This window comes from Paenibacillus sp. Cedars, assembly GCF_003184205.1.
GTDB classification, from domain to species: domain Bacteria; phylum Bacillota; class Bacilli; order Paenibacillales; family Paenibacillaceae; genus Paenibacillus_AQ; species Paenibacillus_AQ glucanolyticus.
The window spans coordinates 855,902-873,836 of the sequence record NZ_CP020866.1 but is presented as its reverse complement, the minus strand read 5'-3'; the positions used below and the strand labels follow the sequence as shown (position 1 = coordinate 873,836).

The following is a 17,935-nucleotide window of genomic DNA, read 5'->3' as shown; positions in this document are numbered from 1 at the left end:
GTGCCCTCCTTCTATTATGTGTAGATTCTATGATGTCTGAAATGGTCTATCCTCTTTCTTCATTATATATGAGATAACATCTGGAGACGAACCTCAAGAAAACAGACCGAAGTTTGGTATATGATAACACAGTTTTGTGCTTATAATTATGTACCCTGCGGGCATCCTGATGCAAATCCCAGTTCCATTTAGAGCAAAAAAGCCCGCATCGAATCTCTGATGTAATGGATTCGATGCGGGCGTTCACAATTCCTGCTATTTTCTTAATTCTGCGCCAAAAGTTTGCTGGAGCGCTGAGACTGCTTTTTCGGTAACCTCGGCAACCTCTTCGTCCGTCAACGTCCGTTCCTGATGACGATACGTCAAGGAGATGGCAACACTCTTCTTGCCTTCCCCAAGCTTGCTGCCGGTGAAGACATCAAACACCTGAATTTGCTGCAGCAGCTCGCCTGCATTCTCCTTGATGACTTGAATCAGGGAGCCGGCTTCAACCTGCTCATCGACCACGATGGCAAGATCGCGCTCCATTCCCGGGAATCTAGGCAGATCGCGATAAGCGACGCGGGCATTGGTCAAATCATACAACGGCTCAAGCAGGATTTCGGCAGCATAGGTATCTTCCAAATCCAGCTCTTGCTGCGTCTTCGGATGAATTTGTCCCAGTACACCAAGCAGCTGCTGGTTCTCGCCTTGACCCGTATATACTGAAGCGGAGCGTCCAGGATGGAATCCTTCCGGGCTATTTGCCACGTAAGTGATGTCCTCAACGCGTATTCCAAGATAGTCGAGTACCGTCTCAAGCGCTCCCTTCAGATCGAAGAAGTCCACTTTGGCAGGCTGCACATTCCACTGCTTGTTTCCTTTACGGCCTGTCATGAGCAAGCCGAGAACCGGACGCTCCAGCGGCTGCTTCGTCAGCGTCTCCTCTAACGTATGAAACAAGTTCCCTATTTCAAACAGGGCCAGATCCGGCTGTTTGCGGTTATGGTTATACACAGCGATATCCAGCAGCTGTGGCAGCAGGCTGGTGCGAAGCACGCTGCGGTCCTCACTCATCGGCATGGCAAGCTTAACTGCCGTGCCTTCTGACGCAAGAGAAGTAAACATTTCCGCTTGCTGCGGATGAATGAATGAATACCCCAGAACCTCCTGGAAGCCGCTATGTGTCAGCAGCCGGCGAAGCGAGCGGCGAATAGCCTGCGCTTTTGTCAAGGAGCCCGGTGTTGTCGGACCTTCAATCGCCGTTGTCGGAATGTTGTCGTATCCATACAAGCGGGCAACCTCTTCAATCAAGTCCACATCCAGCACGATATCGCCGCGGCGGGACGGCACCTGAACATCCACCAATCCTTGGCCTGCATCACCGCTCGGGAAATGCAATCTCGAGAAAATGGTTTTTACCTCAAGCAGAGACAGCTCCGTGCCCAGATACCGGTTGAGCTTCTCCAGCGACAACGTGATAACGGTCGGCTCGGCATGAGCGCTGCCTGCCTCGACAATCCCCTGATGTACGGCACCGTCGGCATATTTCGCCATCAACGCCGCTGCACGGTTCAGCGCAGGTATGACTGCCGCTGGATCCACTTCCTTCTCGAAGCGCGAGCTTGCTTCCGAACGCAAGCCGAGCTGACGGGATGTTTTGCGAACGGTACCGCCATCGAATTTAGCCGATTCGAGGAGAATATTCACCGTACCGTCCGTTACTTCGGAGTCCAGGCCGCCCATAACGCCTGCCAGAGCTACAGGTTTTCCACCGGCTGTAATAACCAGCATATGCGGCTCCAGACGACGCTCTGCTCCGTCCAGCGTTACCATCGTTTCACCGGCTTCAGCCATTCGTACATGAACCGCGCCGTCCTTCAAGTGGTCCGCATCAAAAGCATGCAGCGGCTGGCCATATTCAAGCATGACATAGTTTGTAATATCCACGATATTGTTGATCGGCCGCACGCCCGCTGCCATCAATCGGTTCTGCATCCACAGTGGGGAAGGCGCGATTCTTACTCCGGTAATATAGCGCGCAGCATAATGGCTGCACTGCTCAGCTGCACCGATTGTAACCGAGATATGATCCGCAGCTGTATCATGAACTTCCATCACTTCTTTCTCAGGGTTTGGAAGGCTCAGTTCACGTCCCAGAATAGCACTCACTTCATATGCTGCGCCCAGCATACTCAGGCAATCGGAACGGTTCGGCGTCAGATCCAGCTCCAGAATCTCATCGTTCAGACCCAGCACGTCCACTATCGGCTTACCGATCTCGGTTTCAGCCGGAAGAACGAGAATCCCTTCCTGCAGCTCCTTGGGCAGCAGCTTGTCGTTCATGCCAAGCTCCTTGGCCGAACAGATCATACCTTGGGAAAGAACACCGCGCAGCTTGGCTTTCTTGATATCCATGCCGCCGGGAAGCTTCGCGCCTACAAGCGCTACGGGCACTTTCTGGCCGGCATCCACATTTTTTGCTCCGCAAACGATCTGGATATCTTCCTCCTGACCGGCATCCACGATGCACACATTCAGCTTATCTGCATCAGGATGCTTCTCCTTACTCTTGACGTAGCCTACGACAACTTTGTTAATGCCCTGATTCCGTTTCTCGATCACATCGATTTCAATACCGGCTGATGTAATACGGCTCGCTAAATCCTCCGAGGTCACACCTTCGAGCGAAATATAATCGGACAACCAATCGGTTGATACTCTCATTGTCTGTTCACTTCCCTTTATCGTTTAAATTAGATCCGCGTGAATTGATTCAAGAATGCTGCATCGTTGTTGAAGAAATGACGGATATCATCCACACCGTATTTCAGCATGGCAATCCGCTCAACGCCCATACCGAATGCAAATCCGCTGTACTTCTCAGAGTCATAGCCGCCCATCTCAAGCACCTTCGGATGAACCATTCCGCAGCCTAAAATCTCAAGCCAGCCCGTTTGCTTGCATACGCGACAGCCACTGCCCCCGCATTTCACGCAGGATACATCCACTTCCGCGCTCGGCTCGGTGAAAGGAAAGAAGCTTGGACGCAGTCGAATCTGCGTGTTATCGCCGAACATCTCCTGCACGAATTGCAGCAGCGTTCCTTTCAAGTCACTCATGCGAATGTTCTCACCGATCACCAGTCCCTCGATTTGATGGAACTGGAATGAATGGGTCGCGTCATCGTCGTCCCGGCGGAATACGCGTCCCGGGCAGATGATTTTGACAGGCGCCTTCCCTTGCATTGACAGCATCGTCCGGGCTTGCACCGGGGATGTCTGCGTACGCATCAGCAAATCCTCCGTCAAATAGAAGGAATCCTGCATGTCGCGCGCCGGATGATTCTTCGGCAGATTCAATGCCTCGAAGTTGAAGTAGTCCGTCTCCACCTCCGGACCTTCCGCTATGCGGTAGCCCATACCGATGAAAATATCCTCGATATCCTGAATGACCTTGCTGAGCGGATGAGCCGCGCCTTGGGTGAGCTTGCGTCCCGGAAGGGTTACATCCACCTTCTCCGCACGCAGACGCTCTTCGGTTTCCTGCTGCTGGAAGGCCTCCTGCTTGCTGGAGATGACTTCCTCAATCGCACCGCGCACATCGTTGGCCACCTGGCCAATGACAGGACGCTCCTCTGCGCTCAGCGCGCCCATTCCGCGCAGTATTTCAGTCAGGGCACCTTTTTTGCCAAGGTATTTCACCCGTAAATCGTTCAGCTGCTGCGGATCGTTGACATCCTGCAATTGCGCCAATGCTTCCTGCTTCAATGCTTCTAATTTTTCCTTCATGGCTATTCGCACACCCCTTTGTAAACTCCATCATTGTACTGAAAACAAAAAAGGCCTCTCCTCCCGAAAAGGGACGAAGAGACCGTGGTACCACCCTTGTTAACATGCCATCCTATCCTTGCCAAGACCATTGTACCCTTGGATTGGATATGGCTTATCATGCTCACTTGACCGACGTAACGAATCGGACCCGTTATCCCCTACTGACCGGCAGCATGCCGTGTTCAAGGAACTGCTCCGGAGCGAACTTCGCCAGCCTGATTCTTTGAGAGACACTCTCAATCCATGGTATCTCTTCCCTGTAAAGAGGCACTAGCTACTTTTCTCCATCGACGCATTTTGTCTTATACAAATATATAGGGTTTATTATATGCAACCTTGCGGGATATGGCAAGTTTCATTTCCCCCATTTTAACCCTATCGGCTCGATTTTAGTCAACAACGCTTATTTATCCGCTTGAAGATTGGCTAGCTCAGCCCGAAGTGCTCTGATTTCAGCAAGCCAGTTCGCCTCTTCCCCCGCCTCTATCTCGTCGGTTGATAGGCCCAGCAATTCCTGAACCCGGTATTCAAGCGCCATACGGCGGTTATCTTTCTCTGTGTCCCCCTTGATGACACCAATGCGAGAGGCCTGCTCTTCCTCCTCGTCCACGCTCCCCTCAAACCATACCGGAGCTTCACCAGGCTTCAGTGTCAGCAGCCGGTTGGCGATTTGGCGCACCAGATACCGGTCATGGGATACAAGCGCAATCGCACCCGGAAAGTTCACGAGCACCTGTTCAATTACCTCGCGGGTATCCACATCCAAGTAATTCGAGGGTTCATCCAGAACAAGCAGATGGGCTCCGCTGAAATATAACTTGAGAAAAGCCGTTCTGCACTTCTCCCCCATGCTCAGCTGCCCCATCTTCTTAAATACATCGTCCCTTCGGAAAAGGAACGAACCGAGCAGCGTGCGTGCACGGCTCTCCGTCATGCCCGGTATGACAAGCAGGCTGTCCAGCAGTGTGGTTTCGGGCTCAAGCCCTTCAAGCTCCTGTGAGAAATAGCCGATCCGGATTGAAGGATTCTGTGTGATCCGTCCCTCCTGCGGATCGATCTCTCCCAGCAGCAGCTTGAGCAGCGTCGTTTTGCCGCTTCCGTTAGGTCCCCTTACGGCCAACCGGTCGCCTCGGTTTAAATAGAAGGTCAGCTTATCAAAAAGACGGGTTTCCCCATATCCAAAACCTACATCCTTCACCTGGAGAAGCGTGCGACCACCAAAAGCTTCCCCCTCCAGCTCCATGTTCAGCTTGGGACCGCTGCGCGGCTTATCTACCCGTTCGGCTTCAAGCCGTTCCAGTGCCTTCTCCTTGGCGTGATATCGCGAGATGTTTTTCTTCGCCTTCGCTTTGTAGAAGCTGGCGGTTATCTTGACGTCACTGACGTCCCCGGCCGCATCATGCGCTTTATGGAACCACTCCTCGTACCTGCGGATCGACTCCTCCAGCGCCTTGCGCGCCAGCTCCTGCTTGCGATAAAGCGTCTCCTGCTCGCGCAGCTCCCGTTCTTTTTCCCGGCGGTAATCCGTATAACCTCCCCGGTAACGCCTGAGTTCGTCTGGTGTCAACTCGCATACGGAGGTTGCCACCCGGTCGATAAACTCCCTGTCGTGAGACACAAATAACACGGTCCCCTTATAGGACGATACCAGCCACTGCTCCAGCCAGACCAGGCTTTCATTATCCAAATGGTTCGTTGGCTCGTCGAGCAGGAGAAATTTCGGAGCGGATACCAGCAGGGCCGACAGCATAACCTTCGTCTTCTGTCCTCCGCTGAGTTCGCGGTAGGGAACAGGCCACACCTCTGGCCCGATTCCCAGCATCGTCATAGCTTTCTCCACCTCGGTTTCCCATTGGAACCCGTTCTGGGACTCGAAGCGCTCTAGCAGATTTCCGTACTGCTCCAGCAGTTGTTCCATGCTCTCATTGTTCCCGCTATTCATCAGCCGCTCTACACCGGCAAGCCCAAGCTTCAACTCCCAGAGCGAAGCATGACTGCGGCTTCGCACCGTATCGATTGCACTCATGCTTCCCTCATCCGGCTCATCCTGCTGCCTGAGCCAGCCCCAGCGCTCCCTCGGCAGAATCGTCTCCACTACGCCCGAGGTCGGTTCGAGCTCGCCTGCCAAGATGGAGAACAGCGTCGTTTTACCAGTACCATTCCGTCCGTACAGCGCGATCCGTTCGCCTTCCGCAACCTCAAACTGAATTCCTTCAAACAGCGGCCTTCCTTGCAGTTCCATACTTATATCTTTTGCTTTTAAAATCATGGTCATATAACCTCATCCTCTCTCTTGGAAAACATAAAAAAACCGCAAGCGTTAGCCTGCAGCGGATGTTTAAAGAGGATGATGGAGCTGAAGACGGGACGATCTACAGCAAGCAGCCACTAACGTTCGGCTGTTCATTCCAAGCCAGCCTTGACGGTTATGGAGATAAACTCGATAACACGGGCCGTTAGCGAAAGCTGTAAGTTCGTTCCGTATATGTGATTTTATTACATAAGAGCACCGTTTCTACACAACAAAAAGAGGTACCCCGGTCACATTTTTCAGACACACCAAATCTCTCCTCTACCGCCGTAGAGAAACGCCTGCAAAACCACATGCAGTTGTTTAGAGAAAAGGGTGTCTTACTTCATTGGACTGGGTTACCTCGCATTCTTGGAATGAAATTATCGCCATTATAACAGATAATCCTAGGATGTAAAAGGGGCATCTGCGAAAGTCATTAGTGGCAATTGGTTACTTCGTTCCATTTGTGTACACTTACTTAGGCAAAAAGGTAAAGACGGTGAAGAATAATGATCGAGTTGTTTGATCTTATTCATAGGGCATAATGTTTACCTTTATTGGAATCATTATCGGGGGTACCATAATTATTGGTGTGATAACCAACGCTGAGTTACGACATCTTCGATGCATGAAAGCAGAAATAGAAGTAATCAAAGACCAAGATACAAATACCTAAAGGCATTTATGTCGATAAAAGAATGAACGCGAATCAATTATCTGAATTGACTTGAATCGGCTATCCTACAATTTTGTACATATCCATGGGTTAACATTGCATTAATACAATTTCTCTCCTCCACGACCACTGGAAGGACCATAATATTCTAACAAGTAGCTATCCCTATATCGCTTGTAAACCTCTTCTAATATTGTATCATTTTCGAATTGTATATATCCAGCCAAATATAGAGCAACCAAATAGTCTTCGAATCGCTCATTGCCCAGTGTCATTTCTTCCTTATCAATTCCAAAAAAAATTGCTGTTTCAATAGATAACAAATTAGAGCCACCTATCTCGGTTCCACCTGAAATATACATATTATCTTTTGAATTCACAGTTAAGTTAATTCCATTAGGGACTAAAGATTCATCATATTCTTCCGAATTAAGTTTAAAAAGTTCCTTAATACCCCTTTTATCTCTAAAACTATATGCTTTAACTGCTTCATCAAAATTCTCGTAAGGGTCACATCTTAGTCCTGAAAAATTTTCAAGATCCGTTTCTACAGCAAAATATTTATCTTTTAGAATCTTATCGATCTGTTCTAAATTAAAAGGGTTGGGAATGTCTAAAGTCATATACTTATCATAAAGTTTTTGGATATCTATTTGCATTTTATAAACCTCTTATTATTTAGAATTAATGAATCCGTGTTTTGAATAATATTAAGAAGGTACTAGAGTAAGAACTTATCCTTTGTAGATTAACTTGTTTTCTTTTTTGAAGCCCCAAGCTACCTGCTGTTCCGTAAAAGATATGACCAATCTGGCGACTAGTATCTTTTCCTCCATGGTAATGGTAATAGTAGTAGGTCTCATTATATCCGTTTGCACGATGACTTTCAGGTCCAGTAAAGAAACTTTGTCCAGCTCTCATTGCAAGATCTTTAGCATCATTTTGATAGGTTGCCCAAACCTCATTATGTGCTGCTTTTCAAATAATTCAAAGCTTGTTCTTCTGTCAAAGGCGACAAACGGTCCACAAAAAGGGGGGCACTTCAAAATGAAGGTGGGGCCTTCGTAATTTATTTTCAATTTCATCGATCTTAATCCAATGACATTCACCTTCAGCCATGGACAATTTGATCTCTCGTCTAAACGTGTGGATCAGAACGACAATCCCTGTTAACTCCGTATTTTCATATTCATCAAACAGCCTTATGGTCAGGGTTCGATGTTCGTTATCCATTGATTTAGTAGTACCGACAACGCATCCGGGAAGGATCAAAATTCCCCTTTGGTTTGAAATCAGAGAAAAGACCTACTCGTTTAAAAATCAGAGCAGGTCTTTCTTTGAAAACCAGCATGAATTAAGAGACAACGAATTGAACTATAAGTGGAGTTCCAGGATCTAACGTGTCGCCATCAGGGATGGTAATCGTCGTTGTTGTAACAGAAGAAACGTCAGCCGTTTGCATTATACCATTCACATAAAGGTTGTAATAGTTGAACGTACTCGGAAATACCGTGGCAGCTGTTCCTGCATCATTGATAAACGCTGTTGCTGCAATCGCGAATGTTGTTCCTGTTCCCGTTCCAGCACCCGCTGTAGCAGTGAATCTTCTACTGTTTTGATACGGTGGTACTATTGGCATTTTCATCGCCTCCCTTCATTCTTGAGACTCATACAGATTTTCAAGCAAAAACTTAGAAAACATGCCTGATCCTCTTGTACAATAAATGCAGAGGGTTCGGGAGAAGTGAGGGCATTCTTCTAAAAATTACTAGACAGTAACATTCGCCGTTAGCTGTACTGCTTCTAAAACGATAGGGGTTCCCGCATAGATTATGGTGCTTTGTGCCGGAAATAATAAGCTGGTAGGGTTTACATCATACGAATTACCCGGCTGAAGAATTCCATTTATATAAAGATTGTTAAAACTATTGGGGTCGAGTGCTGAGAAATCCGCAACTGGAGCCCCCAAATCGTTGGTGAAAAAACTGGCTGGAATTGTAACCGACATGGTTAAATCCAAATCTGTTTCCGGTTGATAAAAATAACGGTTTGTCGTAGGCGAGATGGTAACTTCTGGAATTACTACAGGTCCAGGAGGGCCTTGAGGACCTATCTCTCCTTGTATTCCTCGAGGACCTATCTCTCCTTGTATTCCTTGAGGACCTATCTCTCCTTGTATTCCTTGTAATCCCGGAAGGCCTTGTATTCCTGGGGGACCCTCAGATCCATCAATCCCTCGTTCTCCTCGAGCTCCCGGAATACCTTGTATCCCTTGCGGACCTGAAATCCCTTGAATACCTGGCTGGCTTAGCGATCTCTGCATTTCACACCATTTATCTAACTCAGCCTTCATTTCGGATTTAACTTCCTGTATTGCAGCTTGTAAGGCTTGCTGATCAATTGCAGCTTGAAGATTTTGCTTTCTTCTATTTAATAAACACCACATTGATAACCGCCTCTTACAAAGGGGTTTCTTACGAAAAACTGTTTTTTTAATTCTTTTGGTATATTTGTATTTTCTTTTTGCCTTTAAACATTTGTACTTACGTTTAGCTGCCATCCTTCATTTACGCCTCCTTCCCTTAGACTTCATGACTGTGTGTATGATCATATCTATATGTCAAATGCACATTTTGGGGGTGGACGAATAACTTGTATCAAACAAACCGGAACCATTCCGAGATAAAAATTAGGCGTTATTATTAGGGGGATCCCAGTTCGTTATACCTAAGAAATGACTCTAAGAATCAGCGCCCTTACTCACAACCGCCCCAATCCAATTTTCCGATCAGAATTACTTCCTTGAGCCCATTCTTAACTGAGTTCATCAACCTTCTACTTCATCTCCGGAGACCAACATTACTGATATTTCTCAAGAAAAAACAATTGGAGTTTTTTGATCCTAATTTCAAGGAAAGAGCTATATCTCAGAGATTAGATCCGGATACTGATTCAATCAAGAAAACACGCCTATACAAAACAAGAGGAAGTGAAGCTCCTGACAGCCCTCTATACCCTCCCTGCTCACTGGCGGCTGTATTTTTACCGGGGCAATCCTTGGAGGCTTTAGGCGGGGGAATTGTTGGCAGTAGAATGGCCTGACGTTGATCATGAGAGGTCTGCGATATGGATCGTGAAACAAATCACGCTGGACGAAGAAGGAAATAAGATCGAGGGTGACGTCAAGAAGATGCTGCTGCGAGAGTGCGGCATGGATCTCAAAACCATACAGGAGAGATTGCAACATACGAAGATGGACACGAGGGCCAACATTTACATACATAGATCTGAAGCCATTAATCGGTCTGTAGCTGACCAGTTAGAGGAGCTGAATCCAAAATGGATCAAACTTGCCCCCTAATCATGCCCCCTTATATAGAAAGTCGTATGTCGAAAAAAGGGCAAACAAAAAACCCTTGTGGCACAAGGGTTTCAAGCATTTCTTAAAGCTAAGCGGGTGATGGGAATCGAACCCACGCTACCAGCTTGGAAGGCTGGAGTTCTACCATTGAACTACACCCGCATATTAACCTACAAAAGTGACGCTATGCTTCGGGGCATATTCTGATTACTTTTGCGAGGTCCTAAAACGTAAGCGAATCGGGACGACACGATTTGAACATGCGACCCCCTGGTCCCAAACCAGGTGCTCTACCAAGCTGAGCTACGTCCCGATGATGATGTTGTCTTTTGAAGACAAAAATAAATATACCACGCTGAAAGTATAATTTCAACATGTATTTTATGGAAATTAATATGAACAACGAAAGCAAACAAACAGCATCCTTCCGCGAGGGAAAGATGCTGCCTTGTTTTAACCGTGAGAACATAACGTGATGCCAGGAGCATCCTTATTTGTTCTTGTCGAAAGTTACTTCCGGCGTCGTCAATTTATCATAAAAATCCACGATTTTATCCTTATCATCCGAAGCGCGAAGAGCCATAGCGGAGCGTGGATGTTCGTCCAGCGTACCTGTGATCATGTAGGGCATAATGTAGCCCCACTCCTCTTTCTCGCGCAGAGGAATCATGTAACGCTCGATAATATCCAGAACCGGACGCAGCTCGTACTTGGTCCCTTTCAAATGGGTAACCAGCAGCTCGGTCGGACAGTTGCCAGCCGCACGTCCCATTCCGTACACGGACGCATCCAGCAGCTCAACCCCAAGGTCGGCAGCAACCAGAGTATTGGAGAATGCCAGCTGCATGTTGTTATGGGTATGAACGCCAAGGCGCTTATTCGGCAGATGTGTCTTAAATTTATTAACCAGGTATTCCATGTCCTTATGATCAAGGCTTCCGTAAGAATCAACGATGTATACCACATCCACGACGCTTTCCCTGATCATCTCAAAAGCTTCCAGCAGCTCATTCTCCATCACATTGGAAAGCGCCATAATGTTAAGCGTAGTCTCATAACCCCGATCGTGGAAGGTCTGAACCAGCGCCAGCGCTTTATCCACATCTTTAATGTAACAAGCTACGCGGATCAGATCCAGCAGACTTTCCTCGCGCGGCAAAATATCGTCTTCGTCCACGCGGCCGATATCCACAAGGGCAGACAGTTTGGTTTTGCCTTTATGAGGAATGACTTCTCTCAGGAACTCATCATCCAGAAAACGCCAAGGACCGGCTTGATCCGCACCCTTCAAGAGCTTAGGAGAATTTTTATAACCGATTTCCATATAGTCCACGCCAGCCTCATTCAGGCCTGCATATAAATTTTGTACGAATTCCACACTAAAATCCCAATTGTTCACCAGTCCGCCGTCGCGAATGGTACAGTCTACAATTTTTGTCTGGCTGCTCTTAATCATTCTAAGCTAAACTCCTCTCGGCAATTTTCTCTTCATCATACTTGAATGCCGGTTGAAAAGTAAAGCACAACTGTCCTCCAGGGCGCACGTTTTTGTAAAGGAAATCACGACTGCCTGCATATCCAGTCGGTGATGGTACGAACGAGCACGCCGGTCCCCCCTCTGGGATCGACTCCCCTCTCCTTGGACAAGTACGCTGTTCCTGCAATATCAAAATGCACCCATGGCAGTCCATCAGCGAATGTGCCCACAAAAAGACCACCCGTTATCGTTCCGGCGTCGCGACCGGCTTGATTTCGTATATCCGCTACCTGGCTCTTCAATTTATCCCAGAATTCGGGATAAGACGGCAGCGGCCAAATTTTCTCACCTGCCCTCCGGGAAGAGGCAATCAGCTCCTCCAGAAAGGCCTCATCATTGGTAACTGCCCCTGTAGCTACGTCTCCAAGCGTCGAAACAACCGCCCCGGTCAATGTGGCAACATCGATCAAGCGCGTCGCACCAAGCTCCTTGGCATACGTTACTCCATCCGCAAGAACAATACGGCCCTCTGCATCCGTATTGAGCACTTCGATAGTACGTCCGCTCAGCGTAGTAATGATATCTCCGGGTTTATAAGCGCTGCCGCTCATCACATTCTCGGCAGACGGGATCACCATCACCACATTGGCCTTCGGGCGAATCCGTCCCAGCGCTTCCATTACGCCCAGCACCGTAGCTGCTCCGCCCATATCGCTAATCATATCCTCCATCCCGGACGCCCGCTTCAGGGACACACCACCCGTATCAAACGTGACCCCCTTGCCAATCAGGCCGATCACATCATTCCACGTATTCAGCCCCTGATAACGAATCACGATCATGCGCGGGGGATGGATGCTGCCCTTACCTACGGCCAGTAGCCCGCCCATGCCCTTCTCCTCGAGTTCCTGCTCGTCCAATATCTGAGCTTCCATACCGTACCTCTCGGCTAGCTGAAGGGCTTTTCCGGCTAGATCATCCGGTACGAGCATATTGCCAGGCAGATTCGTTAAATCACGTGCCAGACAGGTTCCTTCCCCAACCGCTACGCCTCGAGACACACCTTCTGCCCAATGTGCTTCAAATGCTGGGTCCATTTTTTCCTTCATATAATAGACGATTTCATCAATCTCCGTTCGTTCAGAAGCATCACGCTTATACTGAGACTTTCGATAGCTTCCGAGGATAAAACCTTCCGTTAATGCCTGCGCAGCATCCCGAGGCGTCTGTTCAGCCATGCTGCTGACCATCGTTCGCGGAATTTGAATCGCAGCACTGCGTATACCTGATTTAGTGCCGATCTTCGCCGCTTGAGCCGCTACTAACCGCAGCTGTTCAGCTGTCAGGATGCCTTCGGGACACCCTATAAACAGGAGCAGTCGCGTTCTGCCACGGAAACTTTCCGGCCATACGAATGTCCGATGAGGAGTGCCGTCAAACAAACGACTATCCTCCAAGTCCTTCAGCAGCGGATCCCAAAATTCAGAAATACCGCCCTCCACTGTTTGTGTTTTTGTAACGGGAACAAATATGGCATCACAATGAATATGTTGAGGGGTTAGGCCACTCTCTATTGTCCATTTCATCATGGATCCTCCCAAAAAGAAAAAGCCATTCCATCGGAACAGCTGCTCTCGTATTCATTTAAGATTGTTCTAGGTGCAACTAACTTTAAACTTCCGAAACCTCCAGCTTGGGGAAAGTAATCACAAACTCCGTTCCGGCGCCGACCTGGCTATCCACTGCGATCGAACCACCATGATTTCTAATAATGCTGTAACTCACGGATAGTCCAAGACCCGTTCCACTCTCCTTCGTTGTGAAGAACGGATTGAACAGATGATTTAAGGTGTTCTGATCCATGCCGCCCCCGTTATCGGAAATACAGATTTTGATATGCTTTCCGTTATCGCGGGCTGAAATATCGATCATGCCTGTAATGTTCTCGTCATGGTGTTCATTAATGGCATCCAGCGCATTCTTGATAATATTCAGAATTACCTGTTTGATCTGCTTCACATCCACGGAAATGTACGCAGGCGGGGTCTCATCGGTATGCAGATTGATCTGGCATCCCTTCATGAGTGCTTCGCTCTCTGTTAGAAGAACTACTTCCTTCAATAAGGAGGATACGGACACAATCTTGGTCTCTGGTGCCGAGGGCTTGGAGGAATTAAGAAATTCATATATAATATCATTCGCGCGATCAATCTCCGTTAGTATAATTCTGGCGTACTCGTCCTTCCCTAAACTTACAAGATGCGGACGAAGCAGTTGTATGAAGCCACGGATGGATGTCAGCGGATTGCGTATTTCATGGGCAATGGATGCGGAGATCTTTCCCAGCATGGCCAGCTTGTCATTCTGATAAGCGCTTTGCTCTATTCGCTTGAAGTCGGATACATCCTTTACACTGATCAGAAAATCGCCTTCCATCTGATCCCCATAGGTCATAGTGATCAACCACGATCTGCCGTATTCGTCTACCAGTTCATGGAATCTTTTTCGATGAAACACCGTCTCCCGAAAAATGCGCAGTACTTTTCTCTTCTTGAATCTGGAGAGCTGGGGATGACGCACCAGCTGGGTCAATGTACAGCCAGTTAGCGATTTACGGGATACACCTAGCAGTTTAGCCATCTGTACATTCACAAATGCCAAGACTCCGTCACTATCAAACAGGATGATCCCGCTGTCGAGATTCTCCAGTATGTTTTCATACTTGTTCCTTATAAGCTGGCTGGAATGAAAAGAACGAATAGCCTGCAGCTCAGATTCACGGATTTGACTCAACAAGATGGCTCCCCCTTTTCTTGAAAAGTTGAACTCACCAAACCGACAAAAAATTCATGCAAGAAAAATCAGCTTGTCCGCCTTTGAATCAGAAGCAGCCCGAATCTGCTTCCTTCCATGATAGTCATCGAGACAAAGAAACGTCAATCAGAAATCCTGTCGAAAAATGGAAAATTACTTGTAAATACCATAATCTCAGCTTATGCATTTACGTATATGTAAAGGATAGGATCCTCATTCCTAACAAATAACATAAATCATTAACCAATGGGTTGGGATTTGAAACATTAAAAAAGCCCCGGGTATTAACGAGGCTTAATTAATTCCTGAATTAAGGTTGCTTCTGGAGCCGGAGCCTGCGCTGACTCATTACAGCAAGCCGTCTTTTCAGTTCGCCCTGCCACTTCTCATCCTCCATCCATTTGGCAACCACCAAGAGATCTAACGACATATCAATCTGACTCTGAACAACCGTAAGGGGATCCTCCGACTCACGGTTGACAACATTCTCAAATATCGCATCCTCATCTTCCATCACATAATCCTGAAAATCCACCTGGGATGCTCCGTCACCATGGGCGTATTCGGCTAATATTTCATACTCATTCTCCACCCGATGATGTACCTCTACGCGATGGCAGACCGGACAAAACAGCAGGGGAACATTATGTACTTGAGTGCGATAATGCTTCAGTGTACCCTTTGTACCCATCATACTAGCCCCACAGCAAAAACTCATATCGTTCACCCTCCTCCATGGATTCTCCACCGTTTCAAAATATTGTATTCGCTTTCACTCACGCTAATTCCTTCATGAAAAAAACCTTGATTAAAAATTTGGGCCATATTCCCTAACCGTAAGTCTGTCAGCCTATATCTTTAATTATATATCAACGCAAGCGCGGTTCTCTAAACAAGAGTCTTCCCCTAAATCATCCAATAAAATCAGTGAGAAAAAACCCCCACTACCTGCACATAATGTCAGATAATGAGGGTTGTCCTAACTTTAACGAAATGGAATTACAGGTTGTTGTCGCCTGGCTTCCAGTTCATAGCGCACAATCCGCCGGATTGAAGTGCCTGGAGAACACGAAGGGTTTCCTCAACACTGCGGCCTACGTCGTTATGGTTAACAACTTGATATTTCAATTCGCCTTCAGGATCGATGATGTAGAGGCCGCGAAGTGCAACGCCTTCTTCTTCGATCAGAACGCCGTAGTCTTTAGCTACGTTTTTGGTGATGTCGGAAGCCAGTGGGAAATTCAATGTTCCCAGACCATTAGCTTCTTTGGAAGTGTTGATCCAAGCTTTGTGGCTGTGGATAGAGTCAACACTCACACCCAGAATTTCAGTATCCAATGCTTTGAATTGATCGTAAGCATCGCTCAATGCCGTGATTTCAGTCGGGCATACAAAAGTGAAATCAAGCGGATAGAAGAAGAATACGAGCCATTTGCCGCGGTAGTCGGACAGGCTAACTTTTCCAAAATCTTTACCGTCTCCTGATACGGTTTCCATTGTAAAATCAGGAGCCGCTTTACCAACCAAACGTTCTGCCATGATTGAATTCCTCCTTAACATATGTAAGAAAAATGATTACTTCCTACATTCTATGTTCCTATGAACATTTAATAGAAATGTTATCATCGAGGCTAATCAAAGTCAAGATTATAAAGGTTACTTTATTATAATTATTATAAATAAGAAGTTTTCTTGAACAGCTGCTTCCTGTATTAACGGATAGCTGCGACGATCAGATCGCCCATCTCGGTCGTGCTGAGCGCCTTGCTCTTATCCACGGCGATGTCCGCTGTGCGATGTCCGGCATCAAGCACCTCGGCAACTGCACGCTCGATCGCGTCCGCGGCATCTTCATAACCGAAGGTAAGACGGTACATCAGAGCTACGGATAAAACGGTTGCGATTGGATTCGCCAAGCCTTGACCCGCAATGTCAGGTGCGGAACCGTGCACGGGCTCATACAATCCGAAGGCGCCTTCACCCATGGATGCTGATGCCAGCATGCCGATGGAACCTGTCAGCATAGCTGCTTCATCGCTCAGAATGTCACCGAACATATTCTCGGTTACAATAACATCGAAGCTGGACGGCCGGCGCAGGAGCTGCATCGCGCAGTTGTCCACAAGTACATGCTCCAACTCCACATCCGGATATTCAGGAGCGATGCGGTTTACCGTTTCGCGCCATAGACGGGAGGTTTCAAGAACGTTTGCTTTATCAACGGAAGCAAGCTTCTTCCGGCGCTTCTGAGCGATCTCAAAAGCTTGATGCACAATGCGCTCAATCTCTGCTGTGTTGTACACGCAAGTATCTACCGCTTCTTCGCCGCCAGCACCTTCGCGTCTGAACTTCTCACCGAAGTAAATACCTCCCGTCAGCTCGCGAACGACCATCAGGTCCGTGCCTTCCAGAACTTCAGGCTTCAATGTGGAAGCGTCTTTCAAGCAATCAAAAATGACGGCCGGACGCAGGTTGGAGAACAAGCCGAGCTCTTTACGAATGCCAAGCAAACCGGTTTCAGGACGAAGCTCCTTCGAATTGTTATCCCATTTCGGTCCGCCTACCGCACCAAGCAGTACCGCATCGGCGCTTTTGCACACGCTCAACGTTTCTTCAGGCAAAGGCGTTCCTTTCTCGTCAATAGCAATGCCGCCAAACAGAGCATGCTCTGTTGTAAAAGAATATCCAAACACCTCTTCGGTACGTTTAATAATTTTTTCCGCTTCCGCTACTACTTCAGGACCGATACCGTCTCCGGCAATTACGGCGATTTTCTTCGTTTCAGCCATCCTTCGTCACTCCTTATTTATAAATGCACTGGTCATTTTAATCATCTAGTTACTGTTGTAACATACTTCCCCCTCGATTGACCAAGATATAGAAACTATGAACTTAATTTGTTTTGCCTATAAGTAGAGGGGGATGTGATCAGGGAGATGGTGGCGGGTGTGAATGAGCCTGGGGGTTTGAGGAGTTTAAGCGAGTGTTTCGGGGAGTTTATGCGAGAGCTTCGAAGGGGTTATGTGGGGCTCCGAAGAGTTTATGCCAGAGCTTCGAAGTGTTTATGGGGGGCTCCGAGTACGTATCGTTCCTCCAATCGCTGTTGTCGCCGAATTTCTTGGATTATGTTTTAATGGTTAAAATTCGGCTCCAAAGGCGACCGCTTCGCTTTTCCGGAATCGATTCGTCCTCTCCGCCGCTTCGAAGCAGAGCGAAATAGCGTCCCAGCGGATGCGAATCTCCCTGATCACAAGGGTGAGAAGGGGGACAAAAGCCGCCCTTGCAAAAGGCATCGGACGGCGGCTTGAAGGTAATCTCATGAAGTCATGAAGGGATACTTGGTTAGTAGTGGTTTGGCTTTTGGCTACTACTTCTTGCTACTTGCTTCGTGCTCCTTGCTGTTACTTCTTGCTACTTGCTTCTGCTTCTTTCTTCTTTCTTCTTTCTTCTCGCTTCTTGCTCCTTGCTGTCTTGCTACTTGATACTCGCTTCTTGCTTCTTG

Annotated in this window: 14 protein-coding genes, 2 tRNA genes and 1 other annotated feature; of the genes, 1 reads left to right on the top strand and 15 read right to left on the bottom strand. The window is 47.7% G+C overall.

Annotated elements, in window-relative coordinates:
• Nucleotides 1-255: 255 nt before the first annotated feature.
• The 7 genes from pheT to B9D94_RS05730 all read right to left on the bottom strand — a co-directional run bounded on the left by pheT (nucleotide 256) and on the right by B9D94_RS05730 (nucleotide 9,341).
• Nucleotides 256-2,706 carry a phenylalanine--tRNA ligase subunit beta gene (pheT, locus tag B9D94_RS05760; RefSeq protein ID WP_006212230.1) on the bottom strand — a complete coding sequence of 817 codons (2,451 nt, stop codon included), beginning with the start codon at nucleotides 2,704-2,706 and terminating at the stop codon, nucleotides 256-258.
• A 29-nt stretch (nucleotides 2,707-2,735) separates the two neighbouring features.
• Nucleotides 2,736-3,770: a phenylalanine--tRNA ligase subunit alpha gene (gene pheS / locus B9D94_RS05755; protein WP_148246598.1), complete on the bottom strand. Its 1,035-nt coding sequence runs from the start codon at nucleotides 3,768-3,770 to the stop codon at nucleotides 2,736-2,738.
• Between the two features lie 66 nt (nucleotides 3,771-3,836).
• Nucleotides 3,837-4,112 (bottom strand) — a binding site (T-box leader).
• 103 nt (nucleotides 4,113-4,215) lie between these two features.
• Nucleotides 4,216-6,087, bottom strand: coding sequence for a ribosomal protection-like ABC-F family protein (gene abc-f, locus B9D94_RS05750; RefSeq protein ID WP_148246597.1), 1,872 nt, complete (start codon nucleotides 6,085-6,087; stop codon nucleotides 4,216-4,218).
• A gap of 795 nt (nucleotides 6,088-6,882) precedes the next feature.
• On the bottom strand, nucleotides 6,883-7,440 hold the full coding sequence (locus B9D94_RS05745) for a pyruvate kinase (RefSeq protein WP_148246596.1): 558 nt from the start codon (nucleotides 7,438-7,440) through the stop codon (nucleotides 6,883-6,885).
• Nucleotides 7,441-7,786: 346 nt separating this feature from the next.
• Entirely contained in the window at nucleotides 7,787-8,014 is a 228-nt protein-coding gene (locus B9D94_RS05740; protein WP_148246595.1) for a YolD-like family protein, read from the bottom strand.
• Nucleotides 8,015-8,135: 121 nt separating this feature from the next.
• Nucleotides 8,136-8,420, bottom strand: coding sequence for a DUF4183 domain-containing protein (locus B9D94_RS05735; protein ID WP_006212237.1), 285 nt, complete (start codon nucleotides 8,418-8,420; stop codon nucleotides 8,136-8,138).
• A gap of 129 nt (nucleotides 8,421-8,549) precedes the next feature.
• Nucleotides 8,550-9,341 (bottom strand): DUF4183 domain-containing protein, encoded by a 792-nt coding sequence (locus tag B9D94_RS05730; protein WP_148246594.1) that lies wholly within the window; start codon nucleotides 9,339-9,341, stop codon nucleotides 8,550-8,552.
• A 522-nt stretch (nucleotides 9,342-9,863) separates the two neighbouring features.
• Between B9D94_RS05730 and B9D94_RS05725 the strand changes: the two genes are divergently transcribed.
• Nucleotides 9,864-10,142 carry a site-specific integrase gene (locus B9D94_RS05725; RefSeq protein ID WP_040680958.1) on the top strand — a complete coding sequence of 93 codons (279 nt, stop codon included), beginning with the start codon at nucleotides 9,864-9,866 and terminating at the stop codon, nucleotides 10,140-10,142.
• 91 nt (nucleotides 10,143-10,233) lie between these two features.
• Here the strand turns inward: B9D94_RS05725 and B9D94_RS05720 are convergent.
• The 8 genes from B9D94_RS05720 to leuB form a co-directional block, all read right to left on the bottom strand.
• Nucleotides 10,234-10,304 (bottom strand) — tRNA-Gly (locus B9D94_RS05720).
• Between the two features lie 77 nt (nucleotides 10,305-10,381).
• Nucleotides 10,382-10,455: transfer RNA gene (locus B9D94_RS05715), tRNA-Pro, on the bottom strand.
• A gap of 177 nt (nucleotides 10,456-10,632) precedes the next feature.
• Nucleotides 10,633-11,598 carry an aldolase catalytic domain-containing protein gene (locus B9D94_RS05710; RefSeq protein ID WP_006212240.1) on the bottom strand — a complete coding sequence of 322 codons (966 nt, stop codon included), beginning with the start codon at nucleotides 11,596-11,598 and terminating at the stop codon, nucleotides 10,633-10,635.
• Between the two features lie 104 nt (nucleotides 11,599-11,702).
• Entirely contained in the window at nucleotides 11,703-13,208 is a 1,506-nt protein-coding gene (locus B9D94_RS05705; RefSeq protein WP_231888249.1) for a leucyl aminopeptidase, read from the bottom strand.
• A gap of 82 nt (nucleotides 13,209-13,290) precedes the next feature.
• On the bottom strand, nucleotides 13,291-14,415 hold the full coding sequence (locus B9D94_RS05700) for an ATP-binding protein (RefSeq protein WP_036639707.1): 1,125 nt from the start codon (nucleotides 14,413-14,415) through the stop codon (nucleotides 13,291-13,293).
• A gap of 328 nt (nucleotides 14,416-14,743) precedes the next feature.
• Nucleotides 14,744-15,151: a hypothetical protein gene (locus B9D94_RS05695; RefSeq protein ID WP_006212243.1), complete on the bottom strand. Its 408-nt coding sequence runs from the start codon at nucleotides 15,149-15,151 to the stop codon at nucleotides 14,744-14,746.
• 281 nt (nucleotides 15,152-15,432) lie between these two features.
• Complete coding sequence (locus B9D94_RS05690) at nucleotides 15,433-15,972, bottom strand: peroxiredoxin (protein WP_006212244.1); 540 nt, start codon at nucleotides 15,970-15,972, stop codon at nucleotides 15,433-15,435.
• A gap of 173 nt (nucleotides 15,973-16,145) precedes the next feature.
• On the bottom strand, nucleotides 16,146-17,222 hold the full coding sequence (leuB, locus tag B9D94_RS05685) for a 3-isopropylmalate dehydrogenase (RefSeq protein WP_148246593.1): 1,077 nt from the start codon (nucleotides 17,220-17,222) through the stop codon (nucleotides 16,146-16,148).
• Nucleotides 17,223-17,935: the final 713 nt, after the last annotated feature.

Coding starts and splice junctions, on each gene's coding strand:
- B9D94_RS05740 (WP_148246595.1), bottom strand. CDS start 8,014: ATGGATAACGAACATCGAACCCTGACCATAAGGCTGTTTGATGAATAT.
- abc-f (WP_148246597.1), bottom strand. CDS start 6,087: ATGACCATGATTTTAAAAGCAAAAGATATAAGTATGGAACTGCAAGGA.
- pheS (WP_148246598.1), bottom strand. CDS start 3,770: ATGAAGGAAAAATTAGAAGCATTGAAGCAGGAAGCATTGGCGCAATTG.
- leuB (WP_148246593.1), bottom strand. CDS start 17,222: ATGGCTGAAACGAAGAAAATCGCCGTAATTGCCGGAGACGGTATCGGT.
- pheT (WP_006212230.1), bottom strand. CDS start 2,706: ATGAGAGTATCAACCGATTGGTTGTCCGATTATATTTCGCTCGAAGGT.
- B9D94_RS05705 (WP_231888249.1), bottom strand. CDS start 13,208: ATGATGAAATGGACAATAGAGAGTGGCCTAACCCCTCAACATATTCAT.
- B9D94_RS05730 (WP_148246594.1), bottom strand. CDS start 9,341: ATGGCAGCTAAACGTAAGTACAAATGTTTAAAGGCAAAAAGAAAATAC.
- B9D94_RS05735 (WP_006212237.1), bottom strand. CDS start 8,420: ATGCCAATAGTACCACCGTATCAAAACAGTAGAAGATTCACTGCTACA.
- B9D94_RS05690 (WP_006212244.1), bottom strand. CDS start 15,972: ATGGCAGAACGTTTGGTTGGTAAAGCGGCTCCTGATTTTACAATGGAA.
- B9D94_RS05710 (WP_006212240.1), bottom strand. CDS start 11,598: ATGATTAAGAGCAGCCAGACAAAAATTGTAGACTGTACCATTCGCGAC.
- B9D94_RS05745 (WP_148246596.1), bottom strand. CDS start 7,440: ATGCAAATAGATATCCAAAAACTTTATGATAAGTATATGACTTTAGAC.
- B9D94_RS05695 (WP_006212243.1), bottom strand. CDS start 15,151: ATGAGTTTTTGCTGTGGGGCTAGTATGATGGGTACAAAGGGTACACTG.